Source organism: Streptomyces sp. HP-A2021, assembly GCF_022807935.1.
GTDB classification, from domain to species: Bacteria; Actinomycetota; Actinomycetes; order Streptomycetales; family Streptomycetaceae; genus Streptomyces; species Streptomyces afghaniensis.
Window position 1 is genome coordinate 765,223 of record NZ_CP094344.1, and the last position, 23,493, is coordinate 788,715.

Sequence of the window (23,493 nt, forward strand, 5' to 3'; positions counted from 1 at the left end):
CTCCATCAGATCTCCTTGACGTACTCGAACGGCTCGCGGCAGGCGAGGCAGCGCCACAGCGCCTTGCAGGACGTGGCGGCGAAGCGGGAGGTCTCCTCGGTGTCCGCGCTGCCGCAGCGGGGGCAGGCCACGGAGCGGCGGATCGGCGCCAGCACGAGCGGGACCGGTCCGGCGGCGCGCGCGGGCGCGGCCCCGGGCGGGGCGATGCCGTGTTCGGCGAGCTTGCGGCGGCCTTGCGGCGTGATCCAGTCGCTGGTCCACGGCGGGTCGAGGACGGTGCGGATCTCCACGCGCGCGTAGCCGGCGTCCTTGAGCCGGGCGGCCACGCCGGCGCGCATCTCCGCCATGGCCGGGCAGCCCGAATAGGTCGGGGTCAGGCTCGCGACCACCGTCCCGTCCGAGTCCAGGGACACCTCGCGCAGCACTCCGAGGTCGGCGAGCGTGAGCATGGGCAGTTCGGGGTCGGGCACCTGCTCGGCAACGCGCCGGGCCCGTCGCACGTCCAGGGTCGTCGTCACCATGTCGCCTCCGGGTGGGCGCGGGCCACGCCCTGCAACTCGGCCAGCAGCGGGGCGAGATGCTCGGTGTGCTCCCCGGTGCGGCCCGAGCCGGGCAGCGGCCGGTAGACGGGCATGGGCAGCCCGGCCGCCTCGGTGACCTGGCGCAGGACGGCGACGACCTCGTCCCGCGCGTCGAACACCGTGAACAACTCGCCCAGGTAGGGCGCCACCTGCTCCAGCGCCTTGCGTGTCCGGCGGTGGGATTCCTCGGTGCCGTCGCCCAGCCGGACCACCCACTCGGCCGCGTACTGCCGGTGGTAGGCCAGTTCCTTCACACCCTTGGCGGCGATCGCCGCGAGCACCGGGTCGCGGTGGGCGGTGAGCCGCTCGAAGTGCGCGAGGCGCCAGCTTGCGAACACGAGCAGCCGCACGATCGAGAACGCGAAGTCGCCGTTGGGCACTTCGGCCAGGCGTACGTTGCGGAACTCGCCGGCGTCGCGGAAGTAGGCGTAGGCGTCCTCGCCGCGCCCGGTCCCGTCGACCTGGCCCGCGCGGGAGTACAGCAGGCGGGCCTGGCCGAGCAGATCGAGCCCGATGTTGGCCAGCGCCACCTCCTCCTCCAGCTCGGGCGCCCGGGTGGTCCACTCGGCCAGCCGCTGGGCGGAGACCAGGGCGTCGTCGGCCAGGGTGACGCAGAGGTCGGCCAGTTCCCCGGCGTCCACACCGTCGGGGACGGCGGTGTCGACGCCGTGCAGGGGGTCCTCGAAGCCGGTGCCGTACGCCCAGCGGGTGTCGTCCTCGTGTCCCTCGGCGAGGGTCATGTAGACGTGGTCGTCGCTCATGCCCTCTCCTCAGATGTGCGGGACGTCGTCGGGGATGTCGTAGAAGGTCGGATGCCGGTAGACCTTGTCCGCGCTGGGCTCGAAGAACGGGTCCTTCTCGTCGCGGGTCGAGGCGGCGATGTGCTCGGAGCGCACCACCCAGATGCTCACGCCCTCGTTGCGCCGCGTGTACAGGTCACGGGCGTGCGTGAGCGCCATGCGGTCGTCGGCGGCGTGCAGCGAGCCCACGTGGACGTGGTTCAGCCCGCGCTTGCCGCGCACGAACACCTCGTACAGCGGCCAGTTCTGCTTCCCGTCGGTCATGCCACCGCTCCCTTCTCCGCGCGTACGGCCTGCTTGGCCGCGTGTGCGGTGGCCGCCTCACGCACCCAGGCGCCCTCCTCGTGGGCCGTCCGGCGCCGCTCCATCCGCTGGGCGTTGCACGGGCCGTCGCCCTTGATGACCCGCATCAGCTCGTCCCAGTCCGGGGTACCGAAGTCGTGGTGCCCGCGCTCCTCGTTCCAGCGCAGCTCCGGGTCGGGCAGCGTCACCCCGAGCTTCTCGGCCTGCGGGACGGTCATGTCGACGAACCGCTGACGCAGCTCGTCGTTGCTGTGCCGCTTGATCTTCCAGGCCATCGACTGCGCCGAGTTGGGCGAGGCGTCGTCCGGCGGGCCGAACATCATCAGCGACGGCCACCACCAGCGGTCCACCGCGTCCTGCACCATCTCCCGCTGCTCCTCGGTGCCGCGCATCATCGTCATCAGCAGCTCGTAGCCCTGCCGCTGATGGAACGACTCCTCCTTGCAGATCCGCACCATCGCCCGCGCATACGGCCCGTACGACGACCGGCACAGCGGCACCTGGTTGCAGATCGCCGCCCCGTCCACGAACCAGCCGATCACCCCGACGTCCGCGAAGGACAGCGTGGGGTAGTTGAAGATCGACGAGTACTTCTGGCGGCCCTCGATCAGCCGCTCGGTCAGATCCGCGCGGTCGGCGCCCAGCGTCTCCGCCGCCGAGTACAGATAGAGCCCGTGCCCGGCCTCGTCCTGGACCTTCGCGAACAGAATGGCCTTGCGGCGCAGCGATGGCGCGCGCGTGATCCACTCGCCCTCCGGCTGCATGCCGATGATCTCCGAGTGCGCGTGCTGCGCGATCTGCCGGACGAGTGTCTTCCGGTAGCCCTCCGGCATCCAGTCTCGCGGCTCGATCCGCCGGTCCCGCGCGATCGTCGCGTCGAAGTGCTCCTGGAGAACCGGCTCGGTGCCGCCCGACCCCGCGGGGCTGGAGTGTGTCGTGTCCATCCGTCCCACTTCCCAACCGACCATTCGTTCGGTCCATCATAGAACGACCCCGCGCGCCTTGGTAAGCCCCTGATCCTTGACAGGCCTCGAGGCGGCTGGATTACTTGGCAGCGCCGAAGCTAACCGAATGGTCGGTCGGGTTACAAGGTGGTGCGTGAAGTGAGACGTACAGCTGACACGGCGGCTGGACAGCGGCGGGGCGAACCTCTCCCCCACGACCTGCTGGATGACGCTGAACGCCTGACGCGCGAGGGACTGCGCGAGCTCCAGCTCGACCGGCTGCGCCGGAGCCTGCGCCACGCCTACGACAACGTGAAGACGTACCGGAAGAAGTTCGACCAGGCCGGTGTCACGCCCGACGACTGCCGGACCTTGGCGGACCTGTCGCGCTTCCCCTTCACGACCAAGGCGGATCTGCGCGACACCTATCCGTTCGGCATGTTCGCCGTCCCCATGGACCAGGTCCGCCGCGTCCACGCCTCCAGCGGCACCACCGGCCGCCCCACGGTCGTCGGCTACACGGAGAACGACCTGTCCATGTGGGCCGACCTGGTCGCCCGCTCGATCCGCGCCGCCGGCGGGCGCCCCGGGCACAAGGTGCACATCTCCTACGGCTACGGCCTGTTCACCGGCGGCCTCGGCGCACACTACGGGGCCGAGCGGGCCGGGTGCACCGTCATCCCCGCCTCAGGAGGCATGACCGCACGCCAGGTGCAGATCATGCAGGACTTCCAGCCCGAGATCATCATGGTCACCCCGTCCTACATGCTCACCCTCCTCGACGAGTTCGAGCGTCAGGGCGTCGACCCCCGCTCCACCTCACTGAAGGTCGGGATCTTCGGTGCCGAGCCGTGGACGGAGGAGATGCGCCGCGAGATCGAGGAGCGGATGGACCTCCACGCCGTCGACATATACGGCCTGTCCGAGGTCATCGGCCCCGGCGTGGCCCAGGAGTGCGTGGAGACCAAGGACGGCCTGCACGTGTGGGAGGACCACTTCTACCCCGAGGTCGTCGACCCGCTCACCGGCGAGGTGCTGCCCGACGGCGAGGAGGGCGAACTGGTCTTCACCTCCCTCACCAAGGAAGCCCTGCCGGTCGTCCGCTACCGCACCCGCGACCTGACCCGGCTGCTGCCCGGCACGGCCCGGCCCGCCTTCCGCCGCATCGAGAAGATCACCGGCCGTTGCGACGACATGATCATCCTGCGTGGGGTGAACGTCTTCCCCAGCCAGATCGAGGAGATCGTCCTGCGCACGCCCGGCGTCGCCCCGCACTTCCAGATCGAGCTGTCCCGGCGCGACCGGATGGACCACATGACCGTCCGCGTCGAAACCCGCCCCGGCACGCCCGCCGGCCTGCGCGACGCCGCCGCCCGCGCGATCGCCAAGGGCGTCAAGGACGGAGTCGGCGTGACCGTCGACGTGTCGATCGTCGAACCGGAGACCCTGGAGCGCTCCCTCGGCAAGCTCCGCCGGGTCAAGGACCTGCGCGGCGAGCGGTGATCCTGCCCTCACAGGCAGCTCCGCGCCTCGGCAGCGGTCACCCTCTCCGGCGTGCCGGTTTCGGACGCTGCCGGTTTGCGGATCAGGAGCAGGGCCGCGTCGTCGTGCAGCCGGCCGCCGACATGGGCCAGCAGTTCGTCGTGGAGCGCGCCGAGGGTGCGGGACGGCTCGTGGGACACGTGCCGCTCCAGTCCTTCGGCGAGCTGATAGAAGGCCCGCCCGTGGTCCCGGGCTTCGGTGACCCCGTCGGTGTAGAGCAGCAGCTGGTCGCCGTCGGTGAAGGGGAGCTCATGGAGGCTGGGCCCGTGACCGGCGAGGGCGCGCAGCCCGAGGGGCGGGGACGGATGAGCGGGCTCCACCGGTGTGACGCTCCCGCAGGAGCGCACCAGCAGCGGCGGCGCGTGCCCGCAGTTCACCACCTCCAGGTGCCCGTCGCGCGGGTATCCGGCGACCACGGCGGTGACGAAGTCGTCGTGACCGAGGTTGCGCGCCAGACTCCGCTCGATCCTGTCGACCACGGCGAGGAGGTCGGGCTCGTCGTGGGCGGCCTCGCGGAAGACACCGAGCACCAGCGCGGCCGTCCCCACGGCGGGCAGCCCCTTGCCCCGCACATCCCCGACGATCAGCCGCACCCCGTGCGGTGTGGGTATCAGGGCGTAGAGGTCCCCGCCGATGCGGGCCTCGGCCGCCGCGGCGCTGTAGCGGACGGCCGCCTGGAACGGTCCGACGGTCGACGGCACGGGCTTGAGCAGCGCGTGCTGGGCGGTCTCCGCGACCGAACGGACGGCCGCGAGCACCCGCTCCCGGCGCACCCGCAGCACGCCGGCCAGGCCGCTCGCGAGGGTGACGGCCGTCAGGGCCGACAGCACGGCGGCCAGTTCCCGGTCCGGCATACCGTCCTGGATGCCGAGAGTCAGGCAGGACACGACGGCGAGCAGGCCTACCCAGAGGACTCCGCGCGGGCCGTTGGTCGTGGCAGCGAGGGCGGGACCGGCCGCCAGCAGGGGCAGCCAGATCATCCCGGCTCCGCCGGCGAGGTCGACGAGCACGATGACGGTGACGATCAGTACCGGCAGGACGGGCGTACCGGCGGCCAGCTGCGCGACGAGACGTCTGCGCGCCGAGTTCCCGGCACCGGCCACTCGGTTGCTGAACGGCCGTACGGCCCAGTGGTCGTCACCAAGGTCTCGGGGGTGGCTCATGTCGGTATCCGTGGTCCTCGCCTGTGAGTGGGGCGCCGGGCTGGGGAAGCGCCCCGGAAATGTCTGTTTCATCCAGAAAACGGGGTGAGCTGGGGCACCGGCAAGGAGCGGATTTTCAGATAGTGAGCGAGAGGCTGCGGGTCACGCGGCTCGCGGTCGGGAGCAGGCGATTGCTGATCTCCGGCAGTCGGGAGAGCCGGCTCGCGGGCAGTGAGACGCCGAGGGAGCCGAGTGTGTCCCCGCTGTAGACCGGGACGGCGACGCACACCGTGCCGAGGGCGTACTCCTCCAGGTCCGTGACGGCCGGGGCCAGGGGTGAGGTGGCCAGCCGCCGGAGCAGTTCCGGGGGGCTGGTGATCGTCCGCGGGGTGAGGTCGGCGAGGTGGTGGCGGGAGAGGTAGTCCTTGCGGGCCTCCTCGTCCAGTTCCCTGAGCACGGACTTGCCGAGGGCGGTCGCGTGTCCCGCGTCCTCGAAGCCCACCCAGAGATCGACGCGGGGCGTCCCGGGACCGTCGACGATCTCGGCGACCCGGATCTCACCCTCCTCGTAGAAGGTGAGATAGGCGGGGGTCGCGAGCTCGTCCCGCAGCGCGGCGAGCGTGGGCCGGACGCGGCTGAGCAGCGCCTGCGCACGGCCCGTGGTCTGGAGGTTGTGCAGCTTGTCGCCGAGGACGAACCCACCGTCGTCCAGCTTCCGCACGTAGCCGTCGTGCACCAGTGTCCGCAGCAGGTGATAGGCGGTGGCCAGAGGCAGGCCGGTCTCACGCGCCAGTTGCTTGGCCGGCGCGCCGTTCTGGTGCGCGCTCACCGCCTCCAGCAGCCGCATGGCCCGCTGGACGGAGCTGATGAGCGTAGGGCCTTCTTGCGCACCCATAGGACCAGGGTACGGCGCGGGCAGGGCAGGGACGAGACGGCCGCCGCCCCGACCGACGCCGGCTGCCGCCCGGCGGCTACCGGGGCGCAGGAGGCGCGGTCGAGGCGCGGACCACGAGTTCGACCGGGGGGTCGTTCGCCGGTGGCAGTTGCGTGTCCGGCTGCTCGATGGCCTGCACCAGGAGCCGGAGTCCCTCTCGCGCCACGGCGTCGAACGGCTGGCGCACCGTGGTCAGCGGTGGGGTCACGTACGCGGCGACGGGGACGTCGTCGAAGCCGACCACGCTGACGTCGTCCGGCACGCGCCGCCCGGCCTCCGTCAGGGCGCGGATCACACCGATGGCCATGTCGTCGTTGGCGGCGAACACGGCGGTGACGTCACCGTCGGCGGCGAGGGCGCGGCCCGCCTCGTGGCCCGACGCGGCCGACCAGTCGCCGACGAGCACGGCCGGCTGCTCCGTGCCCCGCGCGGTGAGGGCGCTGCGCCAGCCCTCCCGGCGGTCCCGGGCGGCGAACCACCGTTCGGGGCCCGCGAGGTGGTGGACCGTCCTGTGGCCGAGGTCCAGCAGGTGTTCGGTGGCCGTGCGGGCGAGGAGTTCGGCGCCGACGCCCGCGGCGACGGTCCGGGTGCCGCCGAACACCACCGGCGCTCCGAGGACGAGAACCGGCACGTCGACACTGAGGGAGACCGTTCCCTCGTCGATGGGCTCGGAGACGACGATGCCGTCCACGCCCTGCTCCAGCAGCGACTCCACGGCGCCGACGACACCTCCCGGGTCGCCTTCCAGGGTGTTGACCACCCGCAGCGCGTATCCCGCGTCCCGCGCGGCCCGCTCGACGCCGATCAGGAGCGAGGCGGGCCCGTAGAGGGCGGTCCCGAGCGTGACCACGCCGATGGAGCGGGTCCGCCCGGAGGCCAGTGCCCTGGCCGCGCTGTTCAGCCGGTAGCCGAGTTCCCCGGCCGCTTCCAGCACCCGCCGGCGCACCTCGTCGGAGACGTACCGCTCCCCGTTGAGGACCCTCGACACCGTCTTCTGCGAGACGCCGGCCAGCCGGGCCACGTCCACGCTGCGCGGCGCGGTGCCGCCGGCCCGTCCTGCCCCTCGCGTCATGCGTCTCTCCCTGGGTCCTGATGTCCTGCCGGACTGCGCAGTCATGCGTACGCAGTGAAACGGGCCGCGTCAAGAAGCGGGGCGTGCGCTCAGTCCGTCACCGGAGCCTCAGCTGTCGGCCAGGGCGCGGTCGAAGAGGGGGAGCAGGCGGTCCCAGTGGCGCTGCAGGCCGGCGGGGTCGAAGGCGTCGGTGTCGGACATGGTGAAGCCGTGGACGGTGCCGGGGTAGATCTCGGAGGTGTAGCGGACACCGGCGGCGTCCAGGGCCTGGTTCAGCTCGCCGAGGGCCTCGGGTGTCAGGTCGCTTTCGGCGTGGCCGAAGTGGACCTGGGCGGTGATCCCGGCGAGGGCTTCGGGCCCGTCCGCGCCGACGGGGCCGTGGAATGCGGCGACGGCGGCCACTTGGCCGGGGTGCGCCGCGGCGGTGCGGGTCGCGAGGAGGCCGCCTATGCAGTAGCCGGTCACCGCGACCGGTCCGGCGCCGACCTCGGGCCGGGTGGTGAGGAACCTCAGGTAGGCGTCGGCGTCGCTCAGGACACGTTCGGCGGTGTGCTCCTCGATCAAGGGCATCACCTGGGCCATGAGCGCGGGCCTGACCTCTTCTCCGATGTGCTCGGGCAGGTCGATCACCGGTGCCGCGCCGTGCCGGTAGAAGGGGTTGGGGACGAGCACGTAGTACCCGTGCCCGGCCAGTTCGCGTGCCATCTCCCGCAGCACGGGGCGGATACCGAAGCCGTCCGCGTACATCAGCACCCCAGGGTGCCGCTCGCCGTGGTCGGGGAAGGCGGCGAAGGCGTCGGCCCGGCCGTCCGTGGTGGGAATCTGCAGCATCTCGGTGGGCATGAATTCTCCTGTCGTGGTTGATGTGTCGGTCTGTGATCAACACGACGGAGGTGGAGCCCGCGCAGCAGCACATGGTCCTCGGTCGAACAGCGGGCCCGCACCGGCCCGTACGGCGCTCAGAGGAGCACCGGGTCACCGATCCGTGTGTGGCGCGATGCCGTCCCGGTATTCATGGCCGCACAGCCTAGCCCACCGGCCAGAAGCCTGCCCGGCCGTCGAGAACGGACAGCGGGCGATCCGGATGGAGCAAGGGGCCCGGGAAGACCGGCGAAACGCCGCCGTGGTCCTTCTCGGGCCTCCCCTGACCGGCGACCATGCGATGTCATGGACATCTTGCTCGTCGCCAGCGCGTTCAACAGCCTTTCCCAGCGTGTGTACGCGGAACTGTCGGACCACGGGCACCGCGTGGACGTCGTCCTCGCCTCCCACGGGCCCGACGCCGTCCGGGCCGCCGTACGCGAGGTGCGCCCGGAACTGATCGTCGCCCCGATGCTCAAGTCGGCCCTGCCGGAGGACGTGTGGCAGGAGCACACCTGTCTGGTCGTACACCCGGGGCCGCCCGGCGACCGGGGCCCGTCCTCGCTGGACTGGGCGATCGCCGAGGAGGCGTCCGAGTGGGGCGTGACGGTGCTCCAGGCCGAGGCGGCGATGGACGCCGGGGACATCTGGGCGGACGGGTCCTTCCCGGTGCCCCCGGCCGGCAAGGGCGACGTGTACCGGGGCGAGGTGTCCGACGCCGCCGTGGCCGCCGTGCTGCTGGCCGTGCGGCGGTACGCCGACGGATCGTTCAAGCCACGGCCGCAGAGCGATCCCGGGACCCGTGTGGTGTGGCGGGACTTCTTCCGCCAGGAGCAGCGGCGGATCGACTGGGAGAACGACAGCACGGCGACGGTGCTGCGCAAGCTCCGCGGGGCCGACTCGCAGCCGGGCGTCCTGGACGAACTCTGCGGCCGGGAGGTGTTCCTGCACGGCGGGCATCCCGAGGACCGGCTGCGCGGACAGCCGGGAGAGCTGCTCGCGACCCGGTCCGGCGCTCTCTGCCGGGCCACCCGGGACGGCGCGGTGTGGATCCCGGAACTGCGCCCCCGCAAGAACTCCGGCGACCCGGCTCCCTTCCGCCGCCCGGCGGCCTCGGTCCTCGCCTCCTTCCCGGCCCCGCCCGGCAGCGGCCCGGGCATGCCGGGTTCGAACGACCGCCCGTACTGGCTGCCGGAGATCGCCGTCCCGCTCGAACTGCCGCCGAACCGCACCACGTGGTCCGACATCCGCTACCGGCAGCGGGACGACATCGGCTTCCTGTTCTTCTCGTTCCCGAGCGGGGCGATGAGCACCAACCACTGCCGCAGGCTGCTCGCCGCCTACCGGTACGCGCTCACCCGCTCCACCTCGGTGCTGGTGCTCGGCGGCGCCCGGGACTTCTTCTCCAACGGCATCCACCTCAACGTCATCGAGGCGTCGAGCGACCCGGCGGGCGAGTCCTGGACCAACCTCGTCGCCATGAACGACCTGGTCGAGGCCGTGCTGCGCACCACCGACCGGCTGGTGGTGGCGGCGCTCGGCGGCAACGCGGCGGCCGGCGGTGTCATGCTGGCCCTGGCCGCCGACGAGGTCTGGTGCCGCACGGGCAGCGTCCTCAACCCGCACTACCGGAACATGGGCCTGTACGGATCGGAGTACTGGACGTACTCGCTGCCGCGCCGTGTGGGCGCCGAGACGGCCGAGCGGCTGACGAGCGAGGCCTTGCCGGTGAGCGCCGCGACGGCCGAGCGGATCGGGCTGGTGGATCGTCTGGTGCCGGTCCCTTCCCAGGAGTTCACCGGGGAGGTCGAGCGCCTGGCTGCCGAGGTGGCCGGCGACCCGGATCTGGCACGCCGGATCACCGCCAAAGCCACGGCACGGCACGCGGACGAGCTCCAGCGCCCCCTCGCCGAATACCGGCGGAGCGAACTCGCCCGCATGCGCGCCGTCTTCTTCGATCCGCAGGCCCCCTACCACGAGCTGCGGTCCGCCTTCGTGCGCAAGAACCCGACCGGCTCGGCCCGGCCGCTGGCCCACGGAGGCGCGGGATGAGTGCACGGCTGCTCGTGGCGGGCGTCGGCAACATCTTCCTCGCGGACGACGCCTTCGGCCCCGAGGTGATCCGCGCCCTGGAGCAGCGTCCGCTGCCGCCCGAGGTGCGGGTACGGGACTTCGGCATCCGCGGCCTGGACCTGGCGTACGCGCTGCTCGACGGCTACGACACGGCCGTCCTGGTCGACGCGGCCGCACGGGGACACGAGCCGGGCACCCTGTCGCTGATCGAGCCGGACCTGCCCGGCCGCGCCACGGCCGGCGCCCCGCCCGAGGCGCACGGCATGGACCCGGCGAAGGTCCTCGCCCTGGCCGCCCACCTGGGTGACGAACCGCTCCCGCGCGTCCTCGTCCTGGCCTGCGAGCCGGAGCTGCGGGCACCCGCCGGCGAGGACATCGCCCCGGGTGTCAGCGCGACGGTGCGCGAAGCGGTGGGGCGGGCCGTCACGGCCCTGCACGCCATGGTTCCGGTGCTGCTGGCGGACCCCGCGGCCACGCCCCCGTTGAGCCGCCCGGACGAATCCCCCGTCCTGTCCCCGCCGGGCTGCCGGGCACCGTGAGCGACGGCGCCGAGGATCGGGAGCGGACGAGTTTCCCCACCGACCGCGAGGAGCGGCGCCCATGTGCGATTCCGTGGACGAGGTCACTCAGGCCGTGCTGGCGAAGAACGACGGTCTGGCCGCGGGCCTGCGCGACGAGCTGACCCGGCGCGGGGTGAGCGTGGTCAATCTGCTGTCCAGCCCGGGCAGCGGCAAGACGGAGCTGCTCGGGCGGGTGCTCGCCAGGGCGGTGGAGCGGGACCTTCCGGTGGCCGCGCTCACCGCCGACCTGGCGACCGAGAACGACGCCGACCGGCTGGCCCGTTCGGGAGCCCCGGTGAAGCAGCTGCTGACGGACGGGCTGTGCCATCTGGAGGCGCGGCAGTTGCGCGGCCATGTGGAGAGCTGGCTGCCTGAGGCCACCTCTCTGCTGTTCGTGGAGAACGTCGGCAACCTGGTCTGCCCCGCGGCCTACGACCTCGGTGAGAGCCTGCGGATCGTACTGATGGCGGTGACGGAGGGCGAGGACAAGCCGCTGAAGTACCCCACGGCCTTCGGGTCCGCCCATCTGGTGGTGCTGACCAAGACGGACCTGGCCGGACCCGCCGGGTTCGACGAGACGGCCTTCGACACTCATGTCCAGCGGGTCAATCCCGGGGTGGAGGTGCTGCGGTCCTGCGCCCGCACCGGCGCCGGCGTCGACGCTCTTCTGGAGCGGGTGCTCGCCGTACGGGACGGGGCCCCGGCGCACCGGCCTCCGCTGGCGCCCCGCCCGCACACCCACACCCATGAGGACGCCGAAGCCGGCCTCGTCCCGTGACAGCGCCCGTCACACAGGCGGTGCGCCGCCGCGTCACCGTGCGCGGCACCGTACAGGGCGTGGGGTTCCGCCCCTTCGTGCACCGCCTGGCCACCGGTCTCTCGCTCACGGGATTCGTGAGCAACACGGCGAACGGGGTCCTCATCGAGGTGGAGGGCCCGCCGGACCGTGTCGCCGACTTCTGCGACCGGCTGGCGACCGAGCCTCCGCCGTTGGCCGCCGTCACGGACGCCGGGGTCGAGGACCTCCCCGTCAGCGGCGCCGACGACAGCTTCGCCATCCGTGCCACCGACGACTCCCCCGGCCGCACCCATCTCCCGCCCGACACGGCGACCTGCGCGGACTGTCTGCGGGACCTGGCCGATCCGGCCGGCCGCCGGCACCGGCACCCGTTCGTCACCTGCACCCACTGCGGGCCCCGCTTCACCATCGCCACGGGCATGCCGTACGACCGGGCGGTCACCACCATGACCGGCTTCCCGATGTGCTCCGACTGCGCCCGGGAGTACGGCGATCCCCTCGACCGCCGCTTCCACGCCCAGCCCGTGGCCTGCCCCGGCTGCGGTCCGCGGCTGCGCTTGGTGCCCGCCGCCGGCAGCGATGTCGGCCCGGCGCGGGACGCCGACCCCCTGGTGACGGCACGTGCATTGCTGGCCGCCGGGCGGATCGTCGCCGTCAAGGGCCTCGGCGGCTACCACCTGGCGTGCGACGCGTCCGACGCGCGGGCCGTCGAGACGCTGCGCAGCCGCAAGGCACGCGGCGGCAAGCCGTTCGCGGTGATGTGCGCGGACCTGGACACCGTCCGGCGGATCGCCGTGCTCTCCGCGCCCGAACTGGCCGCCCTCGCCAGCCCCCGGCGCCCCATCGTCCTGCTCCGCCGACGGGCGGGCCGGGCGGGCCTCGCGCCCGGCGTGTGTCCCGGCAGCCCCCACCTCGGCGTCATGCTGCCCTACACGCCCCTGCACACCCTGCTGTTCGGCCTGCCCGGCGATCCGCCGGGACCGCGCGTGCTGGTCATGACCAGCGGCAACCGTTCCGGCGAACCGATCGTCACGGACGACGACGAGGCACTGGTCCGGCTCGCCGGGCTGGCCGACGCGTGGCTCACCCACGACCGGCCCATCGCCTCGCCCTGTGACGACTCCCTGCTGCGGGTGCGCCCCGACGGCACCGAGCAGGTGCTGCGCCGGTCCCGGGGGTATGTGCCCCGCCCGTTGCGGCTGCCGGTCCCGGTGCGGCCCGCGCTCGCCGTGGGCGGCGATCTGAAGAACGCCCTGTGCCTCGGCGAGGGCGACCACGCCTGGTTCGGCCCGCACATCGGCGACATGGGCGATCTGACCACCCTGGAGGCGGCCCGGCGGGCGGAGGCTCACATGCGGTGCCTGACCGGCGTCGCCCCCGAAGTCGTCGCCGCGGACCGGCACCCCGGATACCACTCGGCGAGGTGGGCCGCCCGACTGGCCGGGCACGCCCCGGTGCTGGTCCAGCACCACCACGCGCACATCGCCTCCACGATGGCCGAGCACGGCCTCGACGGCACCGCACCCGTGATCGGCGTCGCCTTCGACGGCACCGGCTACGGCGACGACGGCACCGTCTGGGGCGGCGAGATCCTGCTCGCCGACTACCGCGGCTTCCGGCGCTACGCCCACCTGGCCCCCGCCCCGCTGCCCGGCGGCGACGCGGGCGTGGCCAACCCCTGCCGCCTGGCGCTGGCCCGGCTGTGGGCGGCGGGGCTGCCGTGGGACGCGACCCTGCCCTGCGTAAAGGCCTGCGCATCCGATGAACTTGCGCTGCTTCACAGGCAGTTGGAGCGCGGCCTGGCCTGTGTGGCGACCTCCAGCATGGGCCGGCTCTTCGACGCGGTGTCGTCGCTCGTCGGCGTGTGCCATCGCGCGGGGTACGAGGCCCAGGCCGCCCTGGAGCTGGAGGCCGCGGCCGCTGCGGCCTGGGACGCCGAGACCTCGGCGTACGCCTTCGCCGGCGATCTCGACCCGGCGCCCGTGCTCAGCGCACTGGTCGCCGATCTGCGGCGGGGCACCCCCGCCCCCGTGCTCGCCGCCCGCTTCCATCGCGGTGTGGCGCGGGCCGTCGCGGAGATCTGCCGGCGTGTACGCCGGGACACCGGCCTGGCCACCGTCGCCCTCAGCGGCGGGGTCTTCGCCAACGCGCTGCTGGACGAGGAGTGCACGCGACTCCTGACCGGCGACGGATTCGCGGTGCTCCGCCACGGCGAAGTCCCCCCGAACGACGGCGGATTGGCCCTCGGCCAGCTGGTGGTCGCGGCGCACCTACGACAGGAGGAGTGACCCATGTGTTTGGCAGTGCCCGGCAAGGTCGTGGCCATCGACGACAGCGCGGATCCGCTCACCGGGCTGATCGACTTCGGCGGAGTGCAGAAACAGGCGTGTCTGGAGTACGTGCCCGAGGTGCGGGTGGGCGAGTACGTCATCGTGCACGTCGGCTTCGCGCTCCAGCGCCTGGACGAGGAGTCGGCCCTGGCCTCGCTGAAGCTGTTCGAGGAACTGGGGCTGTTGGAGGAGGAGTTCGGCGACGCCTGGGAGCAGGCGGCGAAGGAGGCGGGAACGGCGTGAAGTACATCGACGAGTTCAACGACCCGGAGCTGGCCCGGCGGCTGCTGGACGAGATCCGGGCCACCGCGACCCGGCCGTGGGCCCTGATGGAGGTGTGCGGCGGGCAGACCCACTCGATCATCCGGCACGGCATCGACCAACTGCTTCCCGAGCAGGTGGAGTTGATCCACGGCCCCGGCTGCCCCGTCTGCGTCACACCGCTGGAGGTCATCGACAAGGCGCTGGAGATCGCCTCACGGCCCGGGGTGATCTTCTGTTCCTTCGGCGACATGCTCCGGGTGCCGGGCACCGGCCGCGACCTGTTCCGGGTCAAGGGCGAGGGCGGCGACGTCCGTGTGGTCTACTCACCGCTCGACGCCCTGGAGCTGGCCCGCCGCCACCCCGACCGGGAGGTGGTGTTCTTCGCGATCGGCTTCGAGACCACGGCCCCGGCCAACGCGATGGCCGTGCACCAGGCGCGCAGGCTGGGTCTGAGCAACTTCAGCCTGCTGGTGTCGCATGTGCGGGTGCCCCCGGCCGTCGAGGCGATCATGACGGCCCCGGCCTGCCGGGTGCAGGGTTTCCTGGCCGCCGGGCACGTGTGCAGCGTGATGGGCACGGCGGAGTACCCGGAGCTGGCCGAGCGGTTCGGTGTGCCGATGGTGGTGACCGGGTTCGAGCCGCTGGACATCCTGGAGGGCATCCGCCGGGCGGTCCGCCAGCTGGAGCGTGGCGAACACCGGGTGGAGAACGCGTATCCGCGCGCCGTGCGCGAGGAGGGCAATCCGGCCGCCGTGCGCATGATCGAGGAGGTGTTCGAGGTCACCGACCGGTCCTGGCGCGGCATCGGGCGGATCCCGGCCAGTGGCTGGCGGCTGCGCGACGCATTCCGGGCGTACGACGCCGAGCACCGCTTCGACGTCACCGGGATCCGTACGGAGGAACCCGCGGAGTGCCGCAGCGGTGAGGTGCTCCAGGGGCTGATCAAGCCGACGGAGTGCGCCGCGTTCGGCACCACCTGCACCCCGCGCACCCCGCTCGGCGCCACCATGGTCTCCAGCGAGGGCGCCTGCGCGGCCTATTACCTGTACCGCCGGATGAACGCCCCGACGCCGCCGGCCGGCCGGGCCACGCAGGAAGGGGTGGCTCCCGTTGCCTGAGCAACTCGCCGAAGTGGTCGACCCGGCCAACTGGACCTGCCCCGCCCCGCTGCGCGACCAGGGTGTCGTGGTGATGGGACACGGCGGTGGCGGAGCCCTGTCGGCGGAACTGATGGAGCAGGTCTTCACCCCCGCCTACGGCAACGCCACCCTCGCCGGTCTCGCCGACTCGGCCGTCCTCGAACTCGGCGGCGCGCGACTGGCCTTCTCCACCGACTCCTACGTCGTCCGGCCGCTGTTCTTCCCCGGCGGCAGCCTGGGCGACCTCGCGGTCAACGGCACCGTCAACGACCTGGCGATGAGCGGTGCGCGGCCCGCGTATCTCTCCGCCGCGTTCGTGCTGGAGGAAGGCGTCGAGCTGACCGTTGTGGAGCGGATCGCCCGCGCGATGGGCGCGGCGGCCGAGACAGCGGGGGTCACCATCGCCACGGGTGACACCAAGGTGGTGGAGTCCGGGCACGGCGATGGTGTGTACGTCACCACCGCCGGTGTCGGGCTCGTCCCGGACGGGGTGGACATCCGGCCCCAGCGTGCGCGACCCGGGGACGCCGTGATCGTCAGCGGGCCGATCGGCCTGCACGGGGTGGCGATCATGAGTGTGCGGGAAGGGCTGGAGTTCGGGGTCGAGGTCGCCAGCGACACCGCGCCCCTAGCGGATCTGGTGGCGTCGATGCTGGCCGTCACCTCCGACATCCATGTGCTGCGCGACCCCACCAGGGGCGGCCTGGCGGCGTCCCTCAACGAGATCGCCCGTGCCTCGGGGACCGGGGTCCGGCTTCAGGAGCGTGCCGTTCCGGTGCCGGACGCGGTGGCGAACGCCTGCGGGTTCCTCGGGATCGACCCTCTCTACGTCGCCAACGAGGGCCGGCTCGTCGCCTTCGTGCCCCGCTCGGCGGCGGACGAGGTCCTCGCGGCGATGCGCGACCACCCGCAGGGTGCCGGGGCCACGCTGATCGGCGAGTGCGTCGCCGATCATCCGGGCATGGTCGTGGCCGCCACCGGCCTCGGCGGCACGCGGGTGGTGGATCTGCCGCTCGGCGAGCAGTTGCCGCGTATCTGCTGATCCGCTCCGGACGTGGGTGGGCCCCGCCGAGCTGCTCGGCGGGGCCCGCTCACGCTATGCCGGGGCCGGTGACGGCTCGATCCCTGTGATCTCCAGTTCCCGGCCGCTGCGCAGGTCGCTGGAGGGCTGGTCGCAGCGCGGGCACCAGAAGAACGGGGGCATGCCCACCGGGAACTCCTCGGCGCACGGACCGCACCAGGCCTGCGCGGGGACCTGCTCGACCACGAGCCGGGCCCCGGCCAGGGCTGTGCCGTCGCGGGCCACCTCGAAGGCGAAGTCCAGGGCGTCGGGGACGACGCCCGCCAGCTCGCCGACCCGGACGGTCACCGCCGAGACGGTGTCCGTCCCGTCCGCCCGGGCCAGCTCGTCGGCCCGCTCGATGATCGCGGTCGCGATGGACAGTTCGTGCACGGCCGGCTCACGGGTAGCGGTGCCCGGCGCGGAAACCGCCGGCCATCCGCCAGAGCCGCATCTCCCGCCTCAGGCTGGGAATCTCCCAGCACAACAGTGCCAGGGCCACACCGCCCACCAGGGCGACCTCGGCCTTCAGCACCCGCTGTCCGCTCATCCCGCCTCGCCTGCGCGTGACGGGTCTGCGTACTCGTCGGACCTTCATTGCGGCGACTCCCTGCTCTCTCATCACGGCTCTCATCCCGGCGAGATGTTCGGCATGGTCTCGGCGAGGGTGTCATGCCGCTTCCAGTGGATCCCCGTGGAGCGGCGCGCGTCCGCGGTGCCGTCCTCGTGGTGTCCCTTCTGCTCGTCGTACCGTCCCTTGTTGCCCTGGTGCATGCCGGCGACGTGTCCGGGCGTGTCGGGCTTCGCCTGGGCACGGCCCACTCTGATGCTGCCCATGGGTGTTCTCCTTCCTCGCCTCCGGCTTGCGGAGTGCGTGTTCATGGCCGCTCGGTGAGGTCCTTGAAGAACCGCTCGACGGCCGGCCAGACCTGGCCTCCGCCGGACAGGCCGCGCCACTCCCGGCGTACGAGGGCGACCATCCGGTAGCAGTCGTCGACCGGCACGATCCAGTGGTGGTCGAGGCCGTGGACGGTGTTCACCAGCAGGGCCTCCACGTCGGGTTGCACGCCGGCGAGCTGCGGACACGTCCCGGCCAGCTCCTGCCAGGCCGTCGCGTCCACCTCCCACCGCATGGCCCCCGCCGGGCTCGGGCCCTGCGCGGTGACCGTGCCGTCCGTCCGGGGCACGAAGAAGACCAGGCCGACGGGTACGCCCAGCACGGCCGTGTCGACCTTGGGCAGCCGGACCCGGCGCCGGGGCACGAGCCGGTAGTGCCCGTCGCCCGCCCCGGCACCGGCGAACAGCACCGAGCAGGGGCCGCAGACGCAGCGCACCTCCTCCTGCCCGGTGTCGTAGAGGTGGGCGTGCTCGTCGGCGACGGGCGCGGCGCACAGGTCGCACCCCTCCGCCCCGGCCGCCGTCGTGCGGTCGGCCGAGGAGCGGATGAGGCGGGCGAGTGCCCCGTCGGTGGTCACCGTGCGCCTCGGTGCGTCAGTGTGGTCAGGGGTACGAACGCGGGAGCCGGTGTGCTCGGCAGGGGCTCCACCGCCGCCAGCTCGGGAGCGACGGCGAGCACCGCCTCCCGGACCGCGTCGGTGACCTCGGAGCCTCCACCGCCGCAGCCGGAGCCGCAGCCGCCGCCCGTCTTCAGACGCACCCGGCCGATCTCGCCTTCCACACCGGCCCATTCCACGTCCCCGCCCCGTTCCCGTACGGCGGGCCGCAGCCGTTCGACCGCGCGGGCCGCCCGGCGCTCGGGGGGCTCGGGGTGGATGTCGTGCAGCACCAGCAGGTGGCCCAGCAGCTCGTCGTCAGCCAGGCGTTCCGCGAGCTGTTCGTCCGCCTGGTCCAGGACGCGGGCCAGCGCCTCGCCGTAGATTTCGGTCAGCAGCCGGACCGCCTCCGTGGCCGCGCCGGGCAGGGGTTCGAGGCCTTCCAGTACCTCGTCGAGCCGGGCGAGCCGGGCCTCGACGTCCGGGTCGGCCAGCCGCGTGCCCACGGCCTCAGCCATGGTTCGCCCCGTACGTCGGCGAGTGCAGGGTGGTGAGCGTCTTGCCCTTGCCGACGTACATGTGAACGCCGCACGGCAGGCAGGGGTCGAAGCTGCGGACCGTGCGCATGATGTCGACGCCCTTGAAGTCGTCCGGACCGTTCTCCTCGAAGATGGGCTGACCCTGGACGGCGTCCTCGTACGGGCCGGGGGTGCCGTACATGTCACGGGGGCTGGCGTTCCACGGGGTGGGCGGGTACGGGTGGTAGTTGGCGATCTTCTTGTCCTTGATCACCAGGTGGTGGGAGAGGACGCCGCGCACCGCCTCGTGGAAGCCGCAGCCGATCGCCTCATCGGGGACCTCGTAGTTCTCGAACACCTTGGTCTCGCCCGCGCGCACCATCCCCATGGCCTCTTCGAGGAACTGCAGGGCCATGGCGGCGGCGTAGGCGACGAAGTACGGCCGGGCGCGGTCGCGTTCGATGGTGTTGCTCCACCGCGGGATGCGCCACTCCAGGGTCGTCTCCGGCAGGGACTCGCCCTTGGGCAGGGAGATGCGCACGCTGTGGCCGGTGGACTTGACGTACGGGGTGTCGACCAGGCCGCTCAGCGCGGTCGTCCACAGGCGGGCCAGCGGGCCTCCGCCGGTGTCCAGGGCGAGGTGGTCGCCGGTGCGCTGGTCGTACCAGCGGGGGCTCATCACCCAGCTGTACTTGTCGTCGAAGTCGCGCTTCTGCGGCACCGGGACGGTGGTCTGGTTCCAGGGGTGGCGCATGTCGACGGGGTTGCCGAGCGGGTCGTGGGTGACGAAGGGATCCTCGTTGACCCAGTCCTCGTAGTACGAGCTGCCCAGCATGATCCGCAGGCCGAGGTTGATGTCGACGAGGTTGTTGGTGACCAGTTCGCCGTCGACGACGATGCCCGGGGTGACGTACATCGCCTTGCCCCAGGTGTTCATCGACTCGTAGCGGTAGTCGACGACCTTGGGGTCCTGGAAGGCGCCCCAGCAGCCCAGCAGGACGCGGCGGCGGCCGACCTCCTCGTAGCCGGGCAGTGCCTCGTAGAAGAAGTCGAAGACGTCGTCGTTCATGGCGACGGCCTTCTTCACGAAGTCGATGACCCGCATGAGGCGGCTGAGGTAGTCGGTGAAGGCGGTCGGCTGCGGCATCGTGCCGACGCCGCCCGGGTACAGCGTGGACGGGTGGACGTGCCGCCCCTCCATCAGGCAGAACATCTCGCGGGTGACCCGGCTGACCTTCAGGGCCTCCTTGTAGACCTCACCTTCGAAGGGGTTGAAGGCCTTCATGATGTCGGCGATGGTGCGGTAGCCGTGGATGTCGCCGCGGGGCGCCGCGGTGCGTTCGGCGCGGGCCAGCACACCGGGGTTGGTGGCCTTGACCATCGCCTCGCAGAAGTCCACGAAGACCAGGTTGTCCTGGAAGATCGTGTGGTCGAACATGTACTCGGCGGCTTCGCCGAGGTTGACGATGTGCTCGGCCAGCGGGGGCGGCTTGACGCCGTAGGCCATCTGCTGGGCGTAGTCGGAGCAGGTGGTGTGGTTGTCGCCGCAGATGCCGCAGATCCGGGACGTGATGAAGCCCGCGTCGCGCGGGTCCTTGCCCTTCATGAACACCGAGTAGCCGCGGAAGAGCGACGAGGTGCTGTGGCATTCCACGACTTCCCGGTTGGCGAAGTCGATCTTCGTGTAGATGCCCAGGTTCCCGATGATCCGGGTGATGGGATCCCAGGACATGTCCACGAGCTGGGGTGGTTTGCGCTCGGTGGGCCGGGCCTCGGTGGTGGTCATCTGCGGTACTGCCCCTCGCTGTCGGTGGTGTGGGGGTGGGTGGTGGAGGGCTTCACGCCCGGCATCAGGGGCGCCAGCGCGGGTCGTAGCCGCTGGTCAGCTTGCGCTTGTTGTGGCGCCACCTGGGCTCGTGGTTGACCAGCTCGTTGGTCATGCCGCGCAGGCGGCGGATGACGGCCCCGTACGGCTTGATGACCAGGGAGGACAGGGTTCCGCCGGGGGGTTCGTCCATGAACGGCATGAACGCGTCGGGGAAGCCGGGCATCGTGCAGCCGATGCAGATGCCGCCGACGTTGGGGCAGCCGCCGATGCCGGCCATCCAGCCGCGCTTGGGTACGTTGCAGTTGACGACCGGACCCCAGCAGCCCGTCTTGACCAGGCACTTGGGAGAGTTGTAGTCCTTGGCGAAGCTGGCCTGCTCGTAGTACGAGCCGCGGTCGCAGCCCTCGTGGACCGTCTTCCCGAACAGCCACTGCGGGCGCAGCATGTGGTCCAGCGGCGGCGGGGGCGCGGAGCCGGCCGCGTGGTAGAGGACCCAGACCAGGGTCTCCATGAAGTTCTCGGGCTGGATCGGGCAGCCGGGCACGTTGACGATCGGCAGGCCGCCCTGGGAGGTGAAGTCCCAGCCCAGGTAGTCGGCCAGGCCCATGCAGCCGGTCGGGTTGCCGGACATGGCGTGGATGCCGCCGAAGGTGGCGCAGGTGCCGGCGGCGACCACCGCCCAGGCCTTGGGGGCCAGTTGGTCGATCCACCAGTTCAGGGGCTGCGGCTCGCCGGTCTCCGGGTCGTTGCCGAAGGACGTCCAGTAGCCGTCGCCCTCGATGATGTTCTGGTTGGGGACCGAGCCCTCGATGACGAGGATGAACGGGCCCAGTTCGCCGCGTACGGCCGCCCGGTAGGGGGCGAGGAAGTCCTCGCCGCCCAGGCTCGGGGAGAGCACCTTGTTGACGAGGTTCACCTTGGGCAGGCCCGGGATCAGTCCGAGCACCAGGTCCTCGATGGAGGGCTGATCGGCGGCCGTGAGGGAGACGGTGTCGCCGTCACAGCTCATGCCCTCGGAGATCCAGAGGATGGTGATCTCGTCGAAGCCCTGCCGGTCCTCGGACCGGTCGGGTTCCTTGCTGACTTCGGTGGTGCTGCTGTGCGTTGTCATGTCACTCGGCCTCCGCTGCGGGGGTCTCGGAGTCGGTCGTGTGCCGCGAGGGGGCTGCGGCGGGAGCCGGTGCCGACGGCTCGTCCGGGGATCCGGCGGGCCCGAGGGGTTCGAGCTCGTCGGGCCGGAAGTAGTGGAAGCGGCCGTACCAGGTGTGCAGTTCGGACGCGGGGTCGTCGTCGAGGGTGACGGCCAGGTGCACGCTGCCGTCCACGTCGTGGAAGACGGCGGCGACCTCGGCGGTGCGACCGGCCAGGAACATGTCCTGGGCGTCGGCGCCGCGTCCCCGGGGGCGAAGCCGGACGCGGCTGCCGCCGCCCAGCGGGACGCCGCCGACGAGCACGGTGTCGGTGACCGGGGAGAGACCGTCGTCGGCACCCTCCTGCCACCAGGCGGGGCGGTCGGTGGGGGCGGGGGCGCGGGTGCCGGGGTCGCGGGGGCGGGCGCGGGCGCTACGGGGGCGGGAGTCCCGGGCGTCGGGGTCGCCGGCACGGGCGTCATGGGAGCGGGAGCCCCAGGCGTCCGGCTCATAGGGGCGGGAGCCCCATGCGCCGAGGTCCCGGGGACGGCTGCCCCTGGCAACGGGGCCGCGGGCGCGGGCGTCATGGGGGCGGGAGCCCCGGGCATCGGGGGCGCCGGCACGGGCGTCACGGGGGCTGGGGCCCCAGGCGTCGGGGTCACAGGGGCGGGAGCCCCCGGCATCGGTGTCACGGGCGCGGGCGTCACGGGGTCGGGAACCCCGGGCGCCGGGGTCACAAGCGCGGACGTCACGGGCGCGGCAGCCCCGGCCGCCGAAGTCGCAAGCGCGGCAGTCCCAGGCACCGGAGTCACGGGGACGGCAGCCCCGGCCGCCGAAGCTGCAAGCACGGGCGTCACGGGCGCGGCAGCCGCAGGCGCCGGGGTCCCGGGGTCGGCAGTCACGGGGGCGGCCGGCGTCAGGGAGCGGACGGCGCCGTGCAGGCGTTCGAAGACCTCCTGCGGCATCGTGTCGACGCGGTCGAGGATCGCGGCCGCCCTCGGGTCGGTGGCCCGCGCCTCGCGCTTCTCCTCGTCGGTCAGCAGCATCGTGCGCAGCGTGAGGATCTCGTCGATCTCGGCGGCGTCGTGCAGGTCGCCCGGGCTCTCGGGGGCCACCCGGGGGTGGTCGGGCAGGATGATCGGTGCGGAGAGCAGGACGTGGCCGTCGTCGCCGCCGAGGACGGGGAAGGTGAACTCGTTCCGGCAGGAGCGGGCGAGTGCGCTCAGGTCCGCCGGCGGATCGATCAGCGAGACGAACTCCACGCCGTCGCCGCCGATGAGGGTGTGGGTGGCGATGAGGGCGCGCCGCAGCGCCTCGTCACGAGCGGTCCGCGACTCTGGTGCGGATCCGGTGTTCGTGGTGCGCACACGGAGCCGGCAGAGGTCGTCCGCCAGTCGCTCGGCGGTGACGGTGACGTCGGCCCGTACCTCCTCGCGGTGTCGCACCACCCGCCCGGCGGGCAGCGGCTCGACGTCCACGCCGGCCGGCACCACCACGGGAACGGTGCGTCCGCCCTGAAGAAGCTCGTCGAGCGGGACCTCGACCTCGTGTTCACACGGCACGGCCTCGTCAAAGGTCAGATGCGTCGTGCCGTCGGCGGTGCGCAGCGACTCGACGGCGTGCTGACGGCCGTCCCGGGTCTCCTCCACCTGCTTGCGCTGCATCTGGAGGTGACGGATCCGCACACGTACGGACGCGCTGCCGGGCCGCCGGATCCGCAGCAGGCACTCGGTCTGCTGGTACCAGGAGTCGGCGGAGCCGGAGACACCGGGGACCACGGGGCCGTCCGCCTCCACCCAGTCCCGCGGGAACAGGACCCCGAACTGCCAGCGGACGCGGTTCTTGGCCGAGGACCGGCGGTAGGGATAGAGGAGGTAGCCCTCGTAGAGGACGGCGTCGGCGACGGCGCTCACCTGCTCGAAGGCGTCCGGGGACCGGTCGCGGGGCGGATCCTCGCCGCCTCTCGTGGCAGCGCACGCCGTGCCGCCCTCGGCCTGTCCCTCCGCCATCGCGTCTCCTCGTCCAGGTGTGCACACGCATTCAGGGGTGCACGCGCATCCCTTCCACCACGGTCACACCGCTCATCCACGGTCGCCTCCTACGGCGCAGTGCGATTGGGC

General features: G+C 72.3%; 22 protein-coding genes and 3 pseudogenes. 8 read left to right on the forward strand and 17 right to left on the reverse strand.

The genetic code is table 11. The features are described 5' to 3' along the window. Positions 1-5: 5 nt before the first annotated feature. Genes paaD through paaA form a run of 4 tightly spaced genes read right to left on the reverse strand, consistent with a single transcriptional unit; the run spans position 6 to position 2,628 of the window. On the reverse strand, positions 6-521 hold the full coding sequence (paaD, locus tag MQE23_RS03655; protein ID WP_243378215.1) for a 1,2-phenylacetyl-CoA epoxidase subunit PaaD: 516 nt from the start codon (positions 519-521) through the stop codon (positions 6-8). Then, on the reverse strand, positions 515-1,342 hold the full coding sequence (gene paaC / locus MQE23_RS03660) for a 1,2-phenylacetyl-CoA epoxidase subunit PaaC (protein ID WP_243378216.1): 828 nt from the start codon (positions 1,340-1,342) through the stop codon (positions 515-517). The genes paaD and paaC overlap by 7 nt, the downstream gene beginning before the upstream one ends. Before the next feature lie 9 nt (positions 1,343-1,351). Continuing rightward, the gene (gene paaB / locus MQE23_RS03665) at positions 1,352-1,645 is read right to left on the reverse strand and encodes a 1,2-phenylacetyl-CoA epoxidase subunit PaaB (protein ID WP_020274713.1); all 294 of its coding nucleotides are present in this window, start codon (positions 1,643-1,645) and stop codon (positions 1,352-1,354) included. Further along, complete coding sequence (paaA, locus tag MQE23_RS03670; RefSeq protein ID WP_020274712.1) at positions 1,642-2,628, reverse strand: 1,2-phenylacetyl-CoA epoxidase subunit PaaA; 987 nt, start codon at positions 2,626-2,628, stop codon at positions 1,642-1,644. Before paaA ends, paaB begins: the two co-directional genes overlap by 4 nt. 150 nt (positions 2,629-2,778) lie before the next feature. Here paaA and paaK point away from each other — a divergent pair, with 150 nt between their 5' ends. After that, the gene (gene paaK, locus MQE23_RS03675; RefSeq protein WP_243378218.1) at positions 2,779-4,131 is read left to right on the forward strand and encodes a phenylacetate--CoA ligase PaaK; all 1,353 of its coding nucleotides are present in this window, start codon (positions 2,779-2,781) and stop codon (positions 4,129-4,131) included. 8 nt (positions 4,132-4,139) lie between these two features. Here paaK and MQE23_RS03680 read toward each other — a convergent pair whose 3' ends face one another. From MQE23_RS03680 to MQE23_RS03695, 4 genes are all read right to left on the reverse strand, one after another. Beyond that, on the reverse strand, positions 4,140-5,333 hold the full coding sequence (locus tag MQE23_RS03680) for a PP2C family protein-serine/threonine phosphatase (RefSeq protein WP_243378219.1): 1,194 nt from the start codon (positions 5,331-5,333) through the stop codon (positions 4,140-4,142). A gap of 115 nt (positions 5,334-5,448) precedes the next feature. Then, the gene (locus tag MQE23_RS03685) at positions 5,449-6,207 is read right to left on the reverse strand and encodes an IclR family transcriptional regulator (RefSeq protein WP_037671105.1); all 759 of its coding nucleotides are present in this window, start codon (positions 6,205-6,207) and stop codon (positions 5,449-5,451) included. A 76-nt stretch (positions 6,208-6,283) separates the two neighbouring features. Then, a complete protein-coding gene (locus MQE23_RS03690; protein ID WP_037671102.1) occupies positions 6,284-7,318 on the reverse strand; it encodes a LacI family DNA-binding transcriptional regulator in 1,035 nt (344 codons plus the stop codon). Between the two features lie 108 nt (positions 7,319-7,426). Further along, a complete protein-coding gene (locus MQE23_RS03695) occupies positions 7,427-8,161 on the reverse strand; it encodes a dienelactone hydrolase family protein (RefSeq protein ID WP_020274707.1) in 735 nt (244 codons plus the stop codon). Positions 8,162-8,485: 324 nt separating this feature from the next. Here MQE23_RS03695 and MQE23_RS03700 point away from each other — a divergent pair, with 324 nt between their 5' ends. The 7 genes and pseudogenes from MQE23_RS03700 to hypE all read left to right on the forward strand — a co-directional run bounded on the left by MQE23_RS03700 (position 8,486) and on the right by hypE (position 16,386). Then, on the forward strand, positions 8,486-10,231 hold the full coding sequence (locus tag MQE23_RS03700; RefSeq protein ID WP_037671100.1) for an enoyl-CoA hydratase-related protein: 1,746 nt from the start codon (positions 8,486-8,488) through the stop codon (positions 10,229-10,231). Further along, positions 10,228-10,811: pseudogene (locus MQE23_RS03705) on the forward strand (hydrogenase maturation protease); the annotation flags it as partial. The gene MQE23_RS03700 and the pseudogene MQE23_RS03705, both read left to right, overlap by 4 nt. Before the next feature lie 41 nt (positions 10,812-10,852). Further along, the gene (gene hypB, locus MQE23_RS03710; protein ID WP_037671097.1) at positions 10,853-11,590 is read left to right on the forward strand and encodes a hydrogenase nickel incorporation protein HypB; all 738 of its coding nucleotides are present in this window, start codon (positions 10,853-10,855) and stop codon (positions 11,588-11,590) included. Continuing rightward, positions 11,587-13,899 (forward strand): carbamoyltransferase HypF, encoded by a 2,313-nt coding sequence (gene hypF, locus MQE23_RS03715; RefSeq protein ID WP_243378223.1) that lies wholly within the window; start codon positions 11,587-11,589, stop codon positions 13,897-13,899. Before hypB ends, hypF begins: the two co-directional genes overlap by 4 nt. A 3-nt stretch (positions 13,900-13,902) precedes the next feature. Then, positions 13,903-14,184 carry a HypC/HybG/HupF family hydrogenase formation chaperone gene (locus tag MQE23_RS03720; protein ID WP_037671093.1) on the forward strand — a complete coding sequence of 94 codons (282 nt, stop codon included), beginning with the start codon at positions 13,903-13,905 and terminating at the stop codon, positions 14,182-14,184. Further along, a complete protein-coding gene (hypD, locus tag MQE23_RS03725; protein ID WP_020274699.1) occupies positions 14,181-15,323 on the forward strand; it encodes a hydrogenase formation protein HypD in 1,143 nt (380 codons plus the stop codon). The genes MQE23_RS03720 and hypD overlap by 4 nt, the downstream gene beginning before the upstream one ends. Beyond that, on the forward strand, positions 15,316-16,386 hold the full coding sequence (gene hypE, locus MQE23_RS03730; protein WP_020274698.1) for a hydrogenase expression/formation protein HypE: 1,071 nt from the start codon (positions 15,316-15,318) through the stop codon (positions 16,384-16,386). Before hypD ends, hypE begins: the two co-directional genes overlap by 8 nt. Positions 16,387-16,440: 54 nt before the next feature. Here hypE and hypA read toward each other — a convergent pair whose 3' ends face one another. The 9 genes and pseudogenes from hypA to MQE23_RS43625 form a co-directional block, all read right to left on the reverse strand. Then, on the reverse strand, positions 16,441-16,797 hold the full coding sequence (gene hypA, locus MQE23_RS03735) for a hydrogenase maturation nickel metallochaperone HypA (protein WP_020274697.1): 357 nt from the start codon (positions 16,795-16,797) through the stop codon (positions 16,441-16,443). 7 nt (positions 16,798-16,804) lie between these two features. Continuing rightward, complete coding sequence (locus tag MQE23_RS03740; protein ID WP_037671091.1) at positions 16,805-17,002, reverse strand: hypothetical protein; 198 nt, start codon at positions 17,000-17,002, stop codon at positions 16,805-16,807. 32 nt (positions 17,003-17,034) lie between these two features. Beyond that, entirely contained in the window at positions 17,035-17,241 is a 207-nt protein-coding gene (locus MQE23_RS03745; RefSeq protein ID WP_037671088.1) for a hypothetical protein, read from the reverse strand. A gap of 41 nt (positions 17,242-17,282) precedes the next feature. Beyond that, complete coding sequence (locus MQE23_RS03750; RefSeq protein ID WP_243378224.1) at positions 17,283-17,879, reverse strand: DUF5947 family protein; 597 nt, start codon at positions 17,877-17,879, stop codon at positions 17,283-17,285. After that, complete coding sequence (locus tag MQE23_RS03755) at positions 17,876-18,415, reverse strand: NifU family protein (protein ID WP_243378225.1); 540 nt, start codon at positions 18,413-18,415, stop codon at positions 17,876-17,878. The genes MQE23_RS03750 and MQE23_RS03755 overlap by 4 nt, the downstream gene beginning before the upstream one ends. Continuing rightward, entirely contained in the window at positions 18,408-20,201 is a 1,794-nt protein-coding gene (locus MQE23_RS03760) for a nickel-dependent hydrogenase large subunit (RefSeq protein ID WP_020274692.1), read from the reverse strand. Before MQE23_RS03760 ends, MQE23_RS03755 begins: the two co-directional genes overlap by 8 nt. A gap of 64 nt (positions 20,202-20,265) precedes the next feature. Further along, positions 20,266-21,354 carry a hydrogenase small subunit gene (locus MQE23_RS03765; RefSeq protein WP_020274691.1) on the reverse strand — a complete coding sequence of 363 codons (1,089 nt, stop codon included), beginning with the start codon at positions 21,352-21,354 and terminating at the stop codon, positions 20,266-20,268. 1 nt (position 21,355) lies between these two features. Then, positions 21,356-21,766: pseudogene (locus tag MQE23_RS43620) on the reverse strand (hypothetical protein); the annotation flags it as partial. Between the two features lie 515 nt (positions 21,767-22,281). Beyond that, positions 22,282-23,382 (reverse strand): annotated as a pseudogene (locus MQE23_RS43625) (hypothetical protein); the annotation flags it as partial. Positions 23,383-23,493 lie beyond the last annotated feature (111 nt).